Genomic DNA, 15,710 nt, shown 5'->3' with positions numbered 1-15,710 from the left:
AGCAGCTACGGATTTACGCGGTGTTGGATAGACGGTATCTACGACATCAGTGGTGATTGTTCAGTTTTCAATCAACTCGCACAACGCGTGCATTTCATCCTCGCTGAACAACCCCACCGGGTAGCGTTCACTCATCACACTGCGCAAATCCGGCTGCTGCCTGACTTGTCGCGAGCCGTTTTCCTTCAACCAGAGCCCCAGCGCATGGATCGCGTCACCGTCAACCCGCGAAGGGTGGAAGGTGCGCGTGTACATCGGGTTGATATTGGCATTCATTTCGGCGCTCTCTCCTGCTGCGTGAGCGGCTAACTTACTCAAGGTTTATGACAGAACTGTGCGGTCATCACCCTGGGACACTGGGGCAACACCGATACAAGAGCTATGCCAATGTCGCGTGTTTATAGGTGGGTGGGCACAAAAAAGCCCACGAGCGTGATGGGCCGTGGGCTTGCTGTAGGGGCCGACACCGAGGAGCGCCCGGCTGCCGGAAAGGCATTGTTACAACTGCACTCAGTTTTTATGCGGGGCAGGCTGTTGTTGGGTCAGGCAATGGATATTACCGCCACCCAGTAACAGTTCACGGCCCGGCACCATCACCACTTCGTGCTGCGGGAACAGGTTCTGCAGGATAGCCTTGGCTTCAGCGTCCAACGGGTCGTCGAAACTTGGCGCGATGATGCCGCCGTTGACGATCAGGAAGTTGACGTAGGAACCCGCCAACCGCACGGTCGGATTGCGTTCCTGTGTGCCGTCCACCGGGTCGACCCCTGCGCACTCTTCCTCAGTGGCATACAACGGCCCCGGGATCGGCATTTTATGCACTGTGAACGAGCGCCCCTGGGCGTCGGTGCTGCTTTGCAGGACGGCCATGGCGGCGTGGCAACGTCCGTAGTTCGGGTCTTGCGGGTCGTCGGTCCAGGCCAGCAATACTTCGCCCGGGCGCACGTAGCAGCAGAAGTTATCCACATGACCGTCGGTTTCGTCGTTGAACAGGCCGTCCGGCAGCCAGATGATCTTATCCACAGCCAGGTTGGCGCTGAGCACCGCTTCGATTTCGGCACGGTCGAGGTGCGGATTACGGTTGCGATTGAGCAGGCACTCTTCGGTGGTGATCAGGGTGCCTTCGCCGTCGACGTGGATCGAGCCGCCTTCCAGCACGAAACCCTCTGTGCGGTAACGCGGCGCGCGCTCGATTTCGAGGATCTTGCCGCCCACCTGCGAGTCGCGGTTCCACGGCGAATACAGGCCACCGTCAAAACCGCCCCAAGCGTTGAAATCCCAGTTCACGCCGCGCACTTCGCCACGGTCGTTGATCACGAACGTCGGGCCGGTATCGCGCACCCAGGCGTCATCGCTGGACATTTCCACCACACGGATATTCGGCACGTCCAGGCGGGCGCGGGCGTTTTCGTACTGGCCGGCGGAAACCGCAACGGTCACCGGCTCAAAACGTGCGATGGCCTTGGCCACGGCCACGTGAGCGGCCTGCGCGGGCTTGCCGCCCAGGCGCCAGTTGTCCGGGCGCTCGGGCCACACCATCCAGGTTTGGGTCTGTGGCGCCCATTCGGCGGGCATGTGGAAGCCATCGGCGCGGGGGGTGCTGTGCAGGGTGGTCATGGCGATCAGGACTCCGAATGGGGTAAAGGCCGACTTTATAACGGATAAAAATCGGCTTTAAAAGCGAACAGACAGCCTGGATGAAAAATATGACAGCCAATCACCGATAACAATCGATTATTTACAGTTGCTCATCCAGCACCTTCGACAGCATGTCGACAAAGAAGTCCACGCTACGTTTGGAGGTCACCATCGGCGGCTTGATCTTGAGGATGTTCAAATAATCGCCAGTCGGCTGCATGAAAATCCCCAACTCCCGCAAGCGATCACACAACAGGGTGGTCTCTTCGGTGGCGGGCTCCAGGGTTTGCCGGTCACGCACCAACTCCAGGCCCAGATAGAAACCGGAACCGTGAACCGCGCCCACCAGGGGATGACGGTCGATCAGCGCTTCCAGCCGGGCCTTGAAATGCCCGCCGACCACCTGGGCGTTTTCCCACAGCTTTTCTTCTTCCATCACATCCAGCACCGCCATGCCGATCCGGCAACTCACCGGGCTGCCCCCCGACGACGAGAAGAAATACCCCTCGGCCTCCAATGCCTCGGCGATCTCGCGACGGGTGATCACCGCGCCAAGTGGCTGACCGTTGCCCATGCCCTTGGCCATGGTGATGATGTCGGGCACCACGCCCTGCTCTTCGAAGCCCCAGAAAAAGTGCCCCATGCGGCCGTAGCCGACCTGCACTTCATCGGCGATGCACACGCCGCCTTGGGCACGCACCAACCCGTACACCTGCTGCAAGTAACCCGGCGGCAGGGAGATGCCGCCGGCGTTGCCGTACACCGGTTCACAGATAAACCCGGCCAGTTGGCGCTTGCTCGCAACGATTTTCGCCAGGTTATGTTCCACGCTTCGTACGTAGTCCGGCGCACTGTCCCGCCCGCGGAATTCACCGCGATAGGTGTTCGGCGCAGTGACCGGGTGGACCCATTCCGGGCGGCTGCTCAAGGCCTGGGGATTGTCCGCAATCGAGGTGGACACCGCATCCGCCGCCACCGACCAGCCGTGATAGGCCTCCAGCACACTGAGCATGTCGCGCCCACCGCTGTAGGCCCAGGCCAGGCGGATGGCCAGGTCGTTGGCCTCGGTGCCGCTGTTGACCAGGAACACCCGATCCATGCCCGCCGGCGCCAGCGCCAGCAAGCGCTCGGAAAACTCGGCAATGGCGGCATAGTGAAACCGCGAGTTGGTATTGAGCAGCGACCATTGCCGCGCCGCGACCGCCGCCATGCGCGGGTGGCCGTGACCCAGTACGGCAACGTTATTGAGCATGTCCAGGTAGGAGCGGCCCTGCATATCGATCAGGTGGTTGCGCCAGCCGCGCTCGATGCGTGGCGGGTCGACGTAATAGTGCTTCTGCGAGCGGGCAAAACTGGCGTCACGCCGGGCCAGCAGGGCGTGGGGGTCGAGTTCCGGTTCGGCATCGCAGGCCAGTCCCAGTAATGCCGCGGGCGAGGGGCACAAGGCTTGCCAGGCCAAGGCCCGGGACGGTGTACAAAACAGCGGCGGTTCGAGGTCGGCACGGCACAGTTGCACGGTCAGCGGTCCATGGACCTCACCGAGAACCTGCCCCTCCACCAGCAATGAACCGTGCTTCAACCGGGTGTCCACGCCCCACAACCGCACGCTCAGCTCCACCCCTTGCACGCTCACAAGGCCATCGGCGTCCTGATGCAGCGTTCCGGCAAAAGGCGCCTCCAACACCGTGCCATGGGGCAGATGCAGCTCTACGTGGAGGGGGAAAGTCTGCGGTTCGGTGGCACTGTCCGGGCAAGTGCGCGACAGCCGATATTGGCCATAACGACTTGCCGCCAGCCCATGCACGGCCGCCGCCTGATCCAGCAACTGCCGATCAATGCCGGGCAGTTCCCAATTGCCGGCTTCGAAATGCGGGCTGAGCACCCCCAGGTCGATCAGCGCGAACTCACGCCCCACCAGGCCCGGTAGCAACGGCGCGAAGTCCTGGCTGGCAATCGACGACAGCGTCTCACCGACACTGCCGAGAATCGCAGCCTCCATCAGCTCAAACGGCACCGACGTCGCCACATGGAAAATTTCCCACTCGTGTTCGGCGTTTTTCAACAGGTAAGTGTTGTCCGGATCCAGGCGCTGCTGCTGTTCGCTGCTTAATACCAACACTGCCGCACGGGCGACGATCAGCGGCCACAACGCCTGCAACTCCTCGCGCTGCAGTGGGGTCACGGCATGGCAGGCCCGGACCGCCGGCAGGATGGCAAACGGGTCGCCCTCGGCATGGTGCAACAGGGCCGCGCAGGTCACCGACAGGTCGGCAATCCGCCAGGTGTGCACCAGGTCGCCGAAATCGATGACGCCTTGCAGTTGCCAGTGCCGTTGCGCATCGCGCTGCCACACCACGTTGTCATCGGTGATGTCCATGTGCACCGCTTGCCAGGGCAGGCGGTCGGCCAGGGGGCGAATGCGCTGTTCAACCTGCTCGGCCACCTGTTCCAGCGCGGCGCGGTGGGGCAGGTTTTCCAGGGTGGCCAACAGATGGGTGATCAGTTCCCGGGCATGGCGCGGGTCCCATTGCAGGGTACGGTCCAATCCAGGGTGGGAGAAATCCGCCAGCGCCAGGCTCATGCGCCCGCACAGGTCGCCGAAGCCTGCGATCACGTCGCGCCCCAAATGCGGCAGATGGGTCAACGGCTGGCCGTCGATATAGTCCAGCAGCCGCAGGTGCAGGGGCTGGCCATCGACCGTCACGCTCAACAGTTCTTCACCGCCCAGGGCCTTGATGACCTTGGGCACCCGCACGGCCTGCAGGGTGTCGAGGGCCGCGTGCTGGGCCTGCAGCTCAATCGCCGCATAGTCGCCCCGGCAGATCTTCAGAACAAACCGGCCGCGAGTGCTGTCGACTTTGTAATTGAGGTCTTGCTGGCTGCCCAGTGATTGCAGGGTGCCCGTGAGGCCGTAGTGCTGCTCGAGCAATTGCGCTGCCTGGTCGGGGCCTACTTGCGGGCAGGGTAGATTGGCGCGATGGATCAACGTAGCAAGCAGCATGGGCGTGGCCTCGTTTTTTTCAGGGGTGTATATCGCCATTGTTCAGGTGAGTTAGGCAACCCCCCTACGCATACCGCGCTTGCGCCTATCTTCCGCACAACTCAAGCTATGCTTCATTCGCTTAATGTCCGTCTAAGGAAAAGGCCCTCCGACATGCGCATTCTCATCACCGGCGGCGCTGGATTTATCGGCTCCGCCCTGATCCGCCATCTGATCCAAAACACCGAACACGAAGTGCTCAACCTGGACAAACTTACCTATGCCGGCAATCTGGAATCACTGAACAGCATTGCGTCCAACAGCCGCTATGAGTTCGTACAGGCCGATATCATTGACCAGGCCAGCGTCAGCGCCGTGCTGACGCGCTTCGAGCCACAGGCAATCATGCACTTGGCTGCAGAATCCCATGTCGATCGTTCGATTGACGGGCCGTCGGATTTTATCCAGACCAATATCGTCGGCACCTACAGCCTGCTGGAGGCCACCCGCGCGTACTGGCACACGCTGGCGGAGCCCTCCAAGAGCGCTTTCCGTTTCCATCACATCTCCACCGATGAGGTGTACGGCGACCTGCACGGCGTTGACGATCTTTTCACCGAAACCACGCCTTACGCGCCCAGTTCACCTTACTCCGCGAGCAAAGCGGCGTCCGACCACCTGGTGCGTGCCTGGCAGCGCACCTACGGCCTGCCGGTATTGCTGACCAATTGTTCGAACAACTACGGCCCTTTCCACTTCCCCGAGAAGTTGATCCCGCTGGTCATCCTCAACGCGCTCGCGGGCAAGCCATTACCGGTCTATGGTAATGGTTTGCAGGTGCGCGACTGGCTGTTCGTCGAGGACCATGCCCGCGCACTTCTGAAAGTGGTAACTGAAGGTGTGGTCGGCGAGACCTACAATATCGGCGGCCACAATGAGCAAAAAAACATCGACGTGGTACGAGGCATCTGCGGCCTGCTGGAAGAATTGGCACCGCAACGTCCGGCCGGTGTGGAAAAATTTGCCGACCTGATCACGTTCGTCAAAGATCGACCGGGCCACGATCAGCGCTATGCAATCGACGCCAGCAAGATCGAACGCGAACTGGGCTGGGTCCCGGAAGAAACGTTCGAGACCGGCCTGCGCAAGACCGTACAGTGGTACCTCGACAACCTGGAATGGTGCCGCCGGGTACAGGACGGCAGTTATCAGGGTGAACGATTGGGCAACACCGACATGAAGGATCTGATTGCATGATGAAGGGAATCGTATTGGCAGGAGGCTCAGGCACTCGCTTGCACCCCATTACCCTGGGCGTGTCCAAGCAGCTGCTGCCAGTGTATGACAAGCCGATGATCTATTACCCGATCTCGGTGCTGATGCTGGCGGGAATCAAAGACATCCTCGTGATTTCCACGCCAGTGGACTTGCCGCAGTATCGTAACTTGCTGGGCGATGGCAGCCAGTTCGGCGTGCGCTTCACCTATGCCGAGCAGCCGTCGCCGGATGGCTTGGCCCAGGCATTTATCATTGGCGAAGAATTTATCGGTAATGACCCGGTATGCCTGATCCTGGGTGACAACATTTTCCACGGCCAATATTTCGGCGAACAGTTGCGGACTGCAGCCAGGCGTCCTTCCGGCGCGACGGTATTTGGTTATTGGGTAAAAGACCCAGAACGATTTGGCGTGATCGACTTCGACAAGGATGGTCGCGCCCTGTCGATTGAAGAGAAACCACTGAAGCCAAAGTCCCCCTATGCCGTAACCGGCCTTTACTTCTACGACAACGACGTGATCGAGATCGCCAAAGCCGTGAAACCTTCACATCGTGGCGAGCTTGAGATTACCGACGTCAACAACGCCTATCTCAAGCGCGGCGACCTGCATGTGGAACGTTTTGGGCGCGGCTTCGCTTGGCTCGATACAGGCACCCACGACAGCCTGTTGGAAGCTTCGCTCTACGTGCAGACCATCGAGCATCGCCAGGGCCTGAAAGTAGCCTGCCTGGAAGAAATTGCTTACCAGAACCGCTGGATTGACCGTGAATACTTGCTGGAGCGGGCCAAATATTTTGGCAAGACCGGCTACGGTCAATACTTGTTCACCCTCGCAGGGGATAATCCATATGAATGTATCCGCCACTGAGTTGCCCGGGGTATTGATCATCGAGCCGAAGGTTTTTGGCGATGAACGCGGTTTTTTCTATGAGAGTTTCAATGCCCGGGACTTTGCGCAAGCAACCGGGCTGCAGCAAGAGTTTGTTCAGGACAACCACTCGCGCTCACAAAGAGGCGTGTTGCGCGGCCTGCATTACCAAGTGGAACACGCTCAGGGCAAATTGGTGCGAGTGACTGCCGGTGAGGTGTTAGACGTCGCAGTGGATATACGTCAGAGCTCACCTGCATTTGGCAAATGGGCCAGCGTTCGGCTATCGACCGAAAACAGTCGCCAACTGTGGATTCCTCCGGGGTTCGCCCATGGTTTTGTGGTGCTCAGCGACTACGCAGAATTCCTCTACAAGACGACTGATTACTACACTCCCTCTGCAGAGCGCTGCATCCGCTGGGACGATCCGGACCTCAATATCGACTGGCAATTGACGGGGCCTCCAACCTTGTCTTCCAAGGACCAGAGCGGCAAAAGCCTGAAAGACGCCGATCTATTCCCATGAAAATCCTGATCACCGGCCAACATGGCCAAGTCTCCCAGGCACTGCAACAGCAGCTCCAAGGCCTGGGCGAACTGATTGTGCTTGGCCGCGAGCACCTCGATCTGGCCGACGCCAAGCACATCCGCCAGCAGGTGCGCGCCCATCGCCCCGACCTGATCATCAACGCCGCCGCCCACACGGCAGTGGATCAGGCCGAAAGCGAAGCGGACCTCGCCTTCGCCATCAACGCCACCGCCCCCGGGATTCTTGCCGAGGAAGCCAAGGCCCTGGGCATCCCGTTGATCCACTATTCCACCGACTACGTGTTCGACGGCAGCAAGCCTGGGCCCTACACCGAAGCTGACACACCCAATCCCCTGGGCGTCTACGGCCAGAGCAAACTGGCGGGTGAACAGGCGATTGCCGCAGTGGGAGGCCAGTACCTGGTCCTGCGCACCAGCTGGGTCTACTCCAACCACGGCAAGAACTTCCTGCTGACCATGCAGCGCCTGCTGCAAGAAAAACCCCACCTGCGCATCGTCGCCGACCAGATCGGCGCGCCGACGTGGGCCGGGACCATTGCCGCCAGTACGCGCGCCCTGATCGAACGCTGGCAGGGGGGCAAGGCCGGGGAATGGGGCATCTACCACCTGACCGCCGAGGGTGAAACCTCGTGGTTCGGCTTTGCCCAGGCAATCGGCGAGCACCTGCGCGCCAGTGGCCGCGCCTGTGCCGAACTGGAGGCGATCCCCTCCAGCGCCTACCCGACCCCCGCCCGGCGCCCGCTGAACTCACGTCTGGATTGCAGCCACCTGCGCCAGCAATGGCACGTCAGCCAGCCCTTGTGGCAAGACGCATTGCGCGAGTGTCTTGCCGGGCAGCACTAGGCATAATGCGCCTGTACCCACAGGCGCACGATTCCCATGACTCCACCCCTTCCGCGAAGACCCCGCTGGCGCAGCCTTGCCCTGTTGGCCCTGTGCCTGGCACCGTTGCTGTGGCCGCTGGAGCACTTGGCCGAGCGTTACTATCGCAGCGAACTGGCCGGGCAAAACCGCCAGACCCTCGACCTGTACGTCGCCAACCTGCTGGGCACCCTGCATCGCTATGAAGTGCTGCCGCAGATCCTCGGCGACTTGCCGGCCTTGCGCACGGCACTGGACGCACCGCAGGTCAGTACCAACCTGGTCAACGCCAACCTGCTGCTCAAGGACGTCGCCGCCCAGGCCGGGGTGGAAGTGATGTATTTGATGGACACCACCGGCAAGACCCTCGCCGCGTCCAATTGGGACAAGCAGGACAGTTTCGTCGGGCGCAACTTCTCGTTCCGGCCCTATTTCAGCGAAGCCATGGCCGGGCGCCTGGGGCGGTTTTTCGGGCTGGGCACCACCTCGGCCAAGCGCGGCTATTTCTTCGCCGCCGCAGTGCGCGATGGCGACACGATCATCGGCGTACTGGTGGTCAAGGTCGACCTGGACCACACCGAAAGCCTGTGGGGCAATACCCCGGAACAACTATTGGTCACCGACCACAACGGCGTGGTGATCCTCACGTCACGCCCGCAATGGCGCTTCCGGGCCACCCGGCCGCTGACCGCCGAAGAACGCCAGGCCATCATCGCCATCCAGCCCTACCCCACGCGCGATCCGCAACCGTTGAGCCTGAGCAACAGCGCATGGCTGCGCCAATCCACCGCCATTGCCGAGACCGGCTGGAATGTGGAGATCCTTGCACCGCAATCCTTGATCAGCCGCCCGGTGCGCACGGTGGTCGCCGTGGGCGGCGCCACGTTGCTGGTGTTGATGCTGCTGCTGGGCCTGTTGATGCAGCGCCGTCGCCACTACCTGGAACGCATCGCCTTCGAAGCCAAGGCCCGCCGCGAGCTGGAGATGCGCGTGGTCGAACGGACCAGCGATCTGGAAGGCCTCAACCGTCGCCTCAAACAGGAGGTGCTGGAGCGCGAACACGCCCAGCAGGAACTGGTGCGCGCCCAGGATGACTTGGTGCAGGCCGGCAAGCTGTCAGCGCTGGGCACCATGTCGGCAAGTATCAGCCACGAACTCAATCAACCCCTGGCGGCGATCCGCAGCTATGCGGAAAACGCCGAGATCCTGCTCGACCACGAGCGCACCAGCGATGCCCGGGGCAATCTCAAGCTGATCAGCGAACTGACCGGGCGCATGGCCTCGATCATCGCGCACCTGCGCGCCTTCGCCCGGCGCGATCGCCATGCCCCGGAGAGCGTGGCCCTGCAACCGGCGCTGGACGATGCGCTGGCCTTGCTGGCCAAGCGGCGGCGCTCGATGGAAGTCGAGCTGATCCGCGATTTGCCGGAAGCGACCCTGTGGGTGCAGGCCGGCGAAACCCGCCTGCGCCAGGTGCTGGGCAACCTGCTGGCCAACGCCCTCGACGCCCTTACCGAAAAAGGCCCGCCGCGCAAACTGTGGCTGAGTGCCGAAACCACCGCCCAGGGCGTCAACCTGTACATTCGCGACAATGGCCCAGGCTTTTGCATGGAAGCCCTGGGCCGCGCCAGCGAACCGTTCTACACCACCAAGACCCGCACCCAGGGCTTGGGCCTGGGCCTGGCGATCTGTGAAACCCTGATGCGTGCCTTTGGCGGCGAACTGCTGTTTGCCAACCACAAGGAAGGCGGCGCGCTGTTAACCTTGAAATTGCGCGCCGGCTCGCCGGGCGTCAGTCTGCAACCGTCCGAGGACCGCAGTGTATGAGTATCGATAACCAGATTCAGGTGGTGTTGATCGACGATGATCCACACTTGCGTCAGGCCCTGTGCCAGACCCTGGACCTGGCCGGGCTGAACGTCCTGCCCCTGGGCGAAGCCACCGGCCTCACCGCGCGCCTGTCGCGGGATTGGCCGGGCGTGGTGGTCAGCGACATCCGCATGCCCGGCATGGACGGCCTGGAGCTGCTGGCCGAGCTGCACGGCCAGGATCCGGACCTGCCGGTGCTGCTGATCACCGGCCACGGCGACGTGCCGCTGGCGGTGCAGGCCATGCGCGCGGGGGCCTATGACTTCCTCGAAAAACCCTTCGCCAGCGACGCCCTGCTCGACAGCGTGCGCCGCGCCCTGGCCCTGCGCCGGCTGGTGCTCGACAACCGCAGCCTGCGCCTGGCCCTCAGTGACCGCCAACAACTGAGCACCCGCCTGGTGGGGCACTCGCCACAGATGCTGCGCCTGCGCGAGCAGATCGGCGCCCTGGCAGCAACCCGCGCGGATGTGCTGATCCTCGGCGAAACCGGCGCCGGCAAGGAAGTGGTGGCCCGCGCGCTGCACGACCTGTCGAGCCGGCGCAGCGGGCCGTTTGTGGCGATCAATGCCGGGGCGTTGGCCGAGTCGGTGGTGGAGAGCGAACTGTTCGGCCATGAGCCCGGCGCCTTTACCGGCGCGCAGAAACGCCGCATCGGCAAATTCGAATTCGCCAATGGCGGCACGTTGTTCCTCGATGAAATCGAAAGCATGAGCCTGGATGTGCAGGTCAAGCTGCTGCGCCTGTTACAGGAGCGTGTGGTGGAGCGCCTCGGCGGCAACCAGCTGATCCCGCTGGATATCCGCATCATCGCCGCCACCAAGGAAGACCTGCGCCAGGCCGCCGACCAGGGCCGCTTCCGCGCCGACTTGTACTACCGCCTCAACGTCGCGCCGTTGCGTATTCCGCCACTGCGCGAGCGCGGTGAAGATGCGTTGATGCTGTTCCAGCACTTCGCCGACGAAGCCAGCAGTCGCCACGGCCTGCCTTTGCACGAGCTGCAACCGGGCCAGCGTGCCCTGCTGTTGCGTCATAGCTGGCCGGGCAATGTGCGCGAATTGCAGAACGCCGCCGAGCGCTTTGCGTTGGGCCTGGAGCTGGCGCTGGACAGCACCCCGGACAATCCCGCCAGCAGCGTGCTGACTTCCACGCCGGGCGGCTTGAGCGAACAGGTCGAGCAGTTCGAAAAAAGCCTGATCGCCGCCGAACTGACCCGCCCCCACAGCTCCATGCGCAGCCTCGCAGAAGCCCTCGGCGTACCGCGCAAGACCCTGCACGACAAACTGCGCAAGCACGGCCTTAACTTCGCCAACCAAAGTGCTGACGACGAATGACCCTGCCCACCCATCAAGAGGCCCCCATGAGCCGTGACAGCCGTTACCTGGAATCCATCCTCCACCACGACATCCCCCTGACCCGCGAAATGGGCCTCAAGGTACTCGACTGGCAAGACGGGCAACTGCAGCTGCACCTGCCTTTGCAAGCCAATATCAACCACAAGAGCACCATGTTCGGCGGCAGCCTTTACTGCGGCGCGGTGCTGGCGGGTTGGGGCTGGATGCACCTGCAACTGCGCGAGGAAGGGATTGAAGACGGGCATATCGTGATTCAGGAAGGGCAGATCAGCTATCCGCTGCCGGTGACGCACGACGCGACCGCCATTTGCGCGGCGCCGGAGGAGAAGGTGTGGAAGCGCTTTTTGGCGACCTACAAGCGCTATGGCCGGGCGCGGCTGGCGTTGGACACCTGGATCGCGAATGAGGGCAGTGAAGAGCGGGCCGTTACGTTCACCGGCCAATACGTCCTGCACCGCTAGAAGCCAATACACAAAACAAATGTGGGAGGGGCACCGCCCCTCCCACATTTAGATCGGCTGAGGTATTAAGAGCGGGCCAAGGTCAGCAACCGCTCACGCCACGCCGCCTTCGCCGGCAACGCCAGGAAAAACGGATTCAGCAACGACGCCCGCGCCGGATAGCTGAACGGCTCGCCACTCAACTCCAGCACCTCGCCGCCCGCCCCTTCCAATACACCCTGCGCCGCCGCCGTATCCCACTGCGAAGTCGGCGCCAGCCGCGGGTAGCAATCGGCACTGCCCTCGGCCAACAGGCAGAACTTCAACGAACTGCCGATATTCGCCAGTTTCAACTCCCCCAACCCTTCGCTCAAACCGTCCAGCAGACGCTCTTGCTCGGGGCTGGTATGCCGGCGGCTGGCGACCACGGTAAACGCCTCACCCACTGCTGGGGCCTCGCGCACCTGGATCTGCCTGGGCGCTTCGTTCACATCGGAGCGCCACGCCCCCAGGCCGGCTCCACCGAAGTAGCAACGGCCACTGGTGGGCATGGACACCACGCCGAACACCACGCGACCCTGTTCGACCAGGGCAATATTGACGGTGAATTCTTCGCTGCCGGCGATAAATTCCTTGGTGCCATCCAGCGGGTCCACCAACCACCAGCGCTGCCAGCCGGCCCGTACGCTCTGGTCGATGTCGGCGTCTTCTTCGGACAGCACCGGGATGCTCGGGTCGAGTGCGGTGAGGCCTGCGAGAATCAGATGGTGGGCGGCCAGGTCGGCCGCCGTGACCGGCGAATCATCGGCCTTGGAGGTCACCGCCACATCGGCGCGCCAGTACGGCAGGATCACTTCACCCGCCTGGCGGGCCAGCTCGATCACAGGGGCGATAAACGGGTGGCCTAAAAACAGTTCGCTCATGGGGTAAACGCTCCACGCTGAATCAACAAATCTCGTACCAGGTACAACGCCGCCAGGGCGCGGCCTTCGCTGAACTGCTCGTTTTGCGCAAGCTGCGACAGCTCGCGCAGGTTGACCCGGTCCACACGCATCGGCTCGGGCTCATCGCCTTCCAGGCGTTCTTCATAGAGTTCGGTGGCGAGCACCACCTGGATTTTCTGGCTCATGTAGCCAGGAGACAACGACAGCTCGGTAATGTGTTCCAACTGCCGTGCGCCGTAGCCGGCTTCTTCCTTGAGTTCACGGTCTGCTGCCGCCAGCACGTCTTCGCCGGGTTCGATCAGGCCCTTGGGCAAGGACAGCTCATACTCATCGGTACCGCCGCAGTACTCTTCAACCAGCAACGCATGATCTTCGTCGATCATCGCCACGATCATCACTGCGCCGTAGCCGGCACCGCGGCCCACCAGGCGCTCGTAGGTCCGTTCAACGCCATTGGAAAAGCGCAATTGCACTTCCTCCACGCGGAACAAACGGCTACTGGCGACTATTTCGCGGGCGAGGACGGTGGGTTTCTGGCGCATAAGCGGCTCCTTGGCGTGATCGGGTTACTATACCGTGGCTTTTCCGATTGTCTGTGTCGGATATCTTTACTTACATGAGACCGCACCATGCCCTCTTTGCCCTGGCACGCCATCGACACCGTCCTGCTGGACATGGACGGCACCCTGCTCGACCTGCATTACGACAACCACTTCTGGATGGAGCACCTGCCCCAGCGTTACGCCGAGCTGCACGGGGTGAGCCGGGCCATGGCCGAGATGGAGTTGCAGCCTCTGTTCGAGCGTAACGCCGGACAGTTGCAATGGTATTGCCTGGATTTCTGGAGTGCGGAGCTGAACATCCCGGTGCGCGAACTCAAGCTGGAAACCGCCCACCTGATCGCCCTGCGCCCGGATGCCGATACCTTCCTGGCGGCGATCAAACGGGCAGGCAAGCGCGTGATCCTGATCACCAATGCCCACCGTGACTCGCTGTCACTGAAGTTGGAGCGCATTGAACTGGCGCCGTACTTCGAGCGATTGATCAGCTCCCACGACTACGGCTTCGCCAAGGAAAACCCGCAGTTCTGGGATGCCTTGCAGGCTGACATCCAGTTCGATCCGGCTCGCAGCCTGTTTATCGACGACACCCTGCCGATCCTGCGCAGTGCCCAGGCGTTTGGCGTGGGGCATTTACTGGCGGTGAAAGAGCCGGACAGCCAAAAAGGGCCGAAGGACACCGGGGAATTTGCGGCGGTCGAGGATTACCGGGATCTCATTGCCGGGCTCTGAACCATGTGGGAGGGGGCTTGCTCCCGATAGCGGTGGATCAGTCAACTTGATGTCGACAGACACTCAGCTATCGGGAGCAAGCCCCCTCCCACCTTTTCGCCCGTGTATTACTCAGGAATACGCAGCGTCTGCCCTGGGTAAATCTTGTCTGGATGGGACAACAGCGGCTTGTTGGCCTCGAAGATCTTGTTGTACAGGTTGGCGTTGCCGTACACCGTCAGGGAAATCGCGCTGAGGGTGTCACCCTTTTTCACCACGACGAAACGGGCGGCGGTCACTGCCGGGCCGGTTACGGTGATCTGGTCATCCACACTGGCCACGCCTTGGATGTTACCCAGCGCCAGCAGAATCTTCTCTTTCTCTTCCTGGGTGGCGACTTCACCGGTCACGGTCACCTTGTCGCCCTCTACCGTGGTCTGCACATTCGGATTCCCCAGACCCACCTTCGCTACGTGTTCCTTCAACTGCTCACTCGCATTGGCATTACCCGGCGTCAACAGGTCGACAATCTTTTCGCCGGCTTCTTTGATAAAGCTGAAAATGCTCATAGTGCGCTCTCCTTGGTAGTTGATTTCCAGATGCCCAAGACTAGACCAGTCCGGCAGACTTGGGTTCCAGCCCGACCAAAGACGCAAACGCGCTAGAATCCCCCCGCCATTGGAATAAGCCCTGGAGCGAAGATGGACATCAAGCAGCTGAAATTCCTCATCGCCCTCGACGAGACCCGTCACTTCGGCCAGGCCGCGGCGCGTTGCCACATCACCCAGCCAACCCTGTCGATGCGCCTGCGCAACCTTGAAGAAGAGCTGGACTTGCCGCTGGTCAATCGCGGCCAGCGTTTCGAAGGGTTCACCGCCCCCGGCGAGCGCGTGCTGGCCTGGGCCCGCACGGTGCTGGCGGCCTATGACGGCTTGCAGGCCGAAGCCGCCGCCTGCCGTGGCAACCTGGTGGGTACGTTGCGCCTGGGTGTGGTGCCGTTGTCGAGCTTTGATCCGCTGGCGTTGATGCAACAACTGCACAAGGAGCATCCGAGCCTGCGCTTTGAGCTTTCGGCCCTCAGCTCCGAGCAGATCCTCGAACAGTTGGCGAGCAATCGCCTGGACCTGGGCGTGTCCTACCTCGACCGCCTGGACAACGAGCGCTTCGACTCCCTGGCCCTCGGCGAAACCCGCATGGGCCTGCTCTACGACCAGCGCTATTTCAGTTTTGGCGACAAGCCGCTGAGCTGGGAGGCATTGATCGAACTGCCCCTGGGCATGCTCACCAGTGGCATGCACTTCCGTCAGTCCATCGACCACAACTTCCACAGCCGGGGACTGCACCCGCAGCCGCTGTTACAAACCGACGCCGTCCATCAGTTGTTACAAGCTGTGCATGGCGGACTGTGCTGCGCCGTCATGCCGCTGGACGGCGGTCTGGACGCCCTCACCGAACATTTGCGCCTGCAACCTATCGAAGACGCCCACACCCTGGCGCGCCTGGGCCTGATCATGCGGCGCAGCGCACCGCGTTCGGCATTGGCAGAGGCGTGTTTCGCGCTGTTTCAGAAATCGCAAACAGAGTCTTGATCGACGTCATCTATCGGTAGATCAGTACTGGCAATTAGACGCGACGCTTTGTCGCGCCTAGTCTAAACAC

At 61.9% G+C, this 15,710-nt stretch carries 15 protein-coding genes; 9 read left to right on the top strand and 6 right to left on the bottom strand.

What is annotated here, in order from left to right:
• Nucleotides 1–60: 60 nt before the first annotated feature.
• The 3 genes from BLW22_RS31580 to BLW22_RS31570 form a co-directional block, all read right to left on the bottom strand.
• On the bottom strand, nt 61–276 hold the full coding sequence (locus BLW22_RS31580; protein ID WP_065925789.1) for a hypothetical protein: 216 nt from the start codon (nt 274–276) through the stop codon (nt 61–63).
• Nucleotides 277–510: 234 nt separating this feature from the next.
• Nucleotides 511–1,617 (bottom strand): agmatine deiminase, encoded by a 1,107-nt coding sequence (aguA, locus tag BLW22_RS31575; RefSeq protein ID WP_065925790.1) that lies wholly within the window; start codon nt 1,615–1,617, stop codon nt 511–513.
• A gap of 121 nt (nt 1,618–1,738) precedes the next feature.
• A complete protein-coding gene (locus BLW22_RS31570) occupies nt 1,739–4,639 on the bottom strand; it encodes an aminotransferase (RefSeq protein ID WP_074848403.1) in 2,901 nt (966 codons plus the stop codon).
• A gap of 153 nt (nt 4,640–4,792) precedes the next feature.
• On the opposite strand from BLW22_RS31570, the gene rfbB reads away from it, so the two are divergent.
• Genes rfbB through BLW22_RS31535 form a run of 7 tightly spaced genes read left to right on the top strand, consistent with a single transcriptional unit; the run spans nt 4,793 to nt 11,857 of the window.
• On the top strand, nt 4,793–5,875 hold the full coding sequence (gene rfbB / locus BLW22_RS31565; protein ID WP_065925792.1) for a dTDP-glucose 4,6-dehydratase: 1,083 nt from the start codon (nt 4,793–4,795) through the stop codon (nt 5,873–5,875).
• Nucleotides 5,872–6,765 (top strand): glucose-1-phosphate thymidylyltransferase RfbA, encoded by an 894-nt coding sequence (rfbA, locus tag BLW22_RS31560; protein WP_065925793.1) that lies wholly within the window; start codon nt 5,872–5,874, stop codon nt 6,763–6,765. Before rfbB ends, rfbA begins: the two co-directional genes overlap by 4 nt.
• Nucleotides 6,746–7,291 (top strand): dTDP-4-dehydrorhamnose 3,5-epimerase, encoded by a 546-nt coding sequence (gene rfbC / locus BLW22_RS31555; RefSeq protein WP_065925794.1) that lies wholly within the window; start codon nt 6,746–6,748, stop codon nt 7,289–7,291. The genes rfbA and rfbC overlap by 20 nt, the downstream gene beginning before the upstream one ends.
• Nucleotides 7,288–8,157 (top strand): dTDP-4-dehydrorhamnose reductase, encoded by an 870-nt coding sequence (gene rfbD / locus BLW22_RS31550; RefSeq protein WP_074848401.1) that lies wholly within the window; start codon nt 7,288–7,290, stop codon nt 8,155–8,157. The genes rfbC and rfbD overlap by 4 nt, the downstream gene beginning before the upstream one ends.
• A 36-nt stretch (nt 8,158–8,193) precedes the next feature.
• On the top strand, nt 8,194–10,002 hold the full coding sequence (locus tag BLW22_RS31545; protein ID WP_065925796.1) for a sensor histidine kinase: 1,809 nt from the start codon (nt 8,194–8,196) through the stop codon (nt 10,000–10,002).
• Nucleotides 9,999–11,375, top strand: coding sequence for a sigma-54-dependent transcriptional regulator (locus BLW22_RS31540; protein ID WP_065925797.1), 1,377 nt, complete (start codon nt 9,999–10,001; stop codon nt 11,373–11,375). The genes BLW22_RS31545 and BLW22_RS31540 overlap by 4 nt, the downstream gene beginning before the upstream one ends.
• A gap of 26 nt (nt 11,376–11,401) precedes the next feature.
• On the top strand, nt 11,402–11,857 hold the full coding sequence (locus BLW22_RS31535; RefSeq protein ID WP_065925798.1) for a YiiD C-terminal domain-containing protein: 456 nt from the start codon (nt 11,402–11,404) through the stop codon (nt 11,855–11,857).
• A gap of 65 nt (nt 11,858–11,922) precedes the next feature.
• Here the strand turns inward: BLW22_RS31535 and cysQ are convergent, their stop codons facing one another.
• Both cysQ and nudE read right to left on the bottom strand, forming a co-directional pair.
• On the bottom strand, nt 11,923–12,759 hold the full coding sequence (gene cysQ, locus BLW22_RS31530) for a 3'(2'),5'-bisphosphate nucleotidase CysQ (protein WP_027605133.1): 837 nt from the start codon (nt 12,757–12,759) through the stop codon (nt 11,923–11,925).
• Nucleotides 12,756–13,322, bottom strand: a complete 567-nt coding sequence (nudE, locus tag BLW22_RS31525) for an ADP compounds hydrolase NudE (protein ID WP_027605134.1) — start codon at nt 13,320–13,322, stop codon at nt 12,756–12,758. The genes cysQ and nudE overlap by 4 nt, the downstream gene beginning before the upstream one ends.
• 87 nt (nt 13,323–13,409) lie before the next feature.
• Between nudE and yrfG the strand changes: the two genes are divergently transcribed.
• Nucleotides 13,410–14,072, top strand: coding sequence for a GMP/IMP nucleotidase (yrfG, locus tag BLW22_RS31520; RefSeq protein ID WP_065946703.1), 663 nt, complete (start codon nt 13,410–13,412; stop codon nt 14,070–14,072).
• 107 nt (nt 14,073–14,179) lie between these two features.
• Here the strand turns inward: yrfG and lysM are convergent, their stop codons facing one another.
• Nucleotides 14,180–14,620 carry a peptidoglycan-binding protein LysM gene (gene lysM, locus BLW22_RS31515; protein ID WP_065946704.1) on the bottom strand — a complete coding sequence of 147 codons (441 nt, stop codon included), beginning with the start codon at nt 14,618–14,620 and terminating at the stop codon, nt 14,180–14,182.
• Nucleotides 14,621–14,752: 132 nt separating this feature from the next.
• Between lysM and BLW22_RS31510 the strand changes: the two genes are divergently transcribed.
• Entirely contained in the window at nt 14,753–15,640 is an 888-nt protein-coding gene (locus tag BLW22_RS31510) for a LysR family transcriptional regulator (protein WP_027605137.1), read from the top strand.
• The last annotated feature ends 70 nt before the right edge of the window (nt 15,641–15,710 follow it).

The organism is Pseudomonas marginalis, assembly GCF_900105325.1.
In the GTDB taxonomy this organism is placed as follows: domain Bacteria; phylum Pseudomonadota; class Gammaproteobacteria; order Pseudomonadales; family Pseudomonadaceae; genus Aquipseudomonas; species Aquipseudomonas marginalis.
This window is presented reverse-complemented; position numbering and strand designations above follow the sequence as displayed.

What these genes read in the sequence shown, in the direction of transcription:
- BLW22_RS31510 (WP_027605137.1), top strand. Translation starts at nt 14,753, where the DNA reads ATGGACATCAAGCAGCTGAAATTCCTCATCGCCCTCGACGAGACCCGT.
- BLW22_RS31535 (WP_065925798.1), top strand. Translation starts at nt 11,402, where the DNA reads ATGAGCCGTGACAGCCGTTACCTGGAATCCATCCTCCACCACGACATC.
- aguA (WP_065925790.1), bottom strand. Translation starts at nt 1,617, where the DNA reads ATGACCACCCTGCACAGCACCCCCCGCGCCGATGGCTTCCACATGCCC.
- lysM (WP_065946704.1), bottom strand. Translation starts at nt 14,620, where the DNA reads ATGAGCATTTTCAGCTTTATCAAAGAAGCCGGCGAAAAGATTGTCGAC.
- rfbD (WP_074848401.1), top strand. Translation starts at nt 7,288, where the DNA reads ATGAAAATCCTGATCACCGGCCAACATGGCCAAGTCTCCCAGGCACTG.
- rfbC (WP_065925794.1), top strand. Translation starts at nt 6,746, where the DNA reads ATGAATGTATCCGCCACTGAGTTGCCCGGGGTATTGATCATCGAGCCG.
- BLW22_RS31540 (WP_065925797.1), top strand. Translation starts at nt 9,999, where the DNA reads ATGAGTATCGATAACCAGATTCAGGTGGTGTTGATCGACGATGATCCA.
- rfbA (WP_065925793.1), top strand. Translation starts at nt 5,872, where the DNA reads ATGATGAAGGGAATCGTATTGGCAGGAGGCTCAGGCACTCGCTTGCAC.
- BLW22_RS31570 (WP_074848403.1), bottom strand. Translation starts at nt 4,639, where the DNA reads ATGCTGCTTGCTACGTTGATCCATCGCGCCAATCTACCCTGCCCGCAA.
- BLW22_RS31580 (WP_065925789.1), bottom strand. Translation starts at nt 276, where the DNA reads ATGAATGCCAATATCAACCCGATGTACACGCGCACCTTCCACCCTTCG.
- cysQ (WP_027605133.1), bottom strand. Translation starts at nt 12,759, where the DNA reads ATGAGCGAACTGTTTTTAGGCCACCCGTTTATCGCCCCTGTGATCGAG.
- BLW22_RS31545 (WP_065925796.1), top strand. Translation starts at nt 8,194, where the DNA reads ATGACTCCACCCCTTCCGCGAAGACCCCGCTGGCGCAGCCTTGCCCTG.
- nudE (WP_027605134.1), bottom strand. Translation starts at nt 13,322, where the DNA reads ATGCGCCAGAAACCCACCGTCCTCGCCCGCGAAATAGTCGCCAGTAGC.
- yrfG (WP_065946703.1), top strand. Translation starts at nt 13,410, where the DNA reads ATGCCCTCTTTGCCCTGGCACGCCATCGACACCGTCCTGCTGGACATG.
- rfbB (WP_065925792.1), top strand. Translation starts at nt 4,793, where the DNA reads ATGCGCATTCTCATCACCGGCGGCGCTGGATTTATCGGCTCCGCCCTG.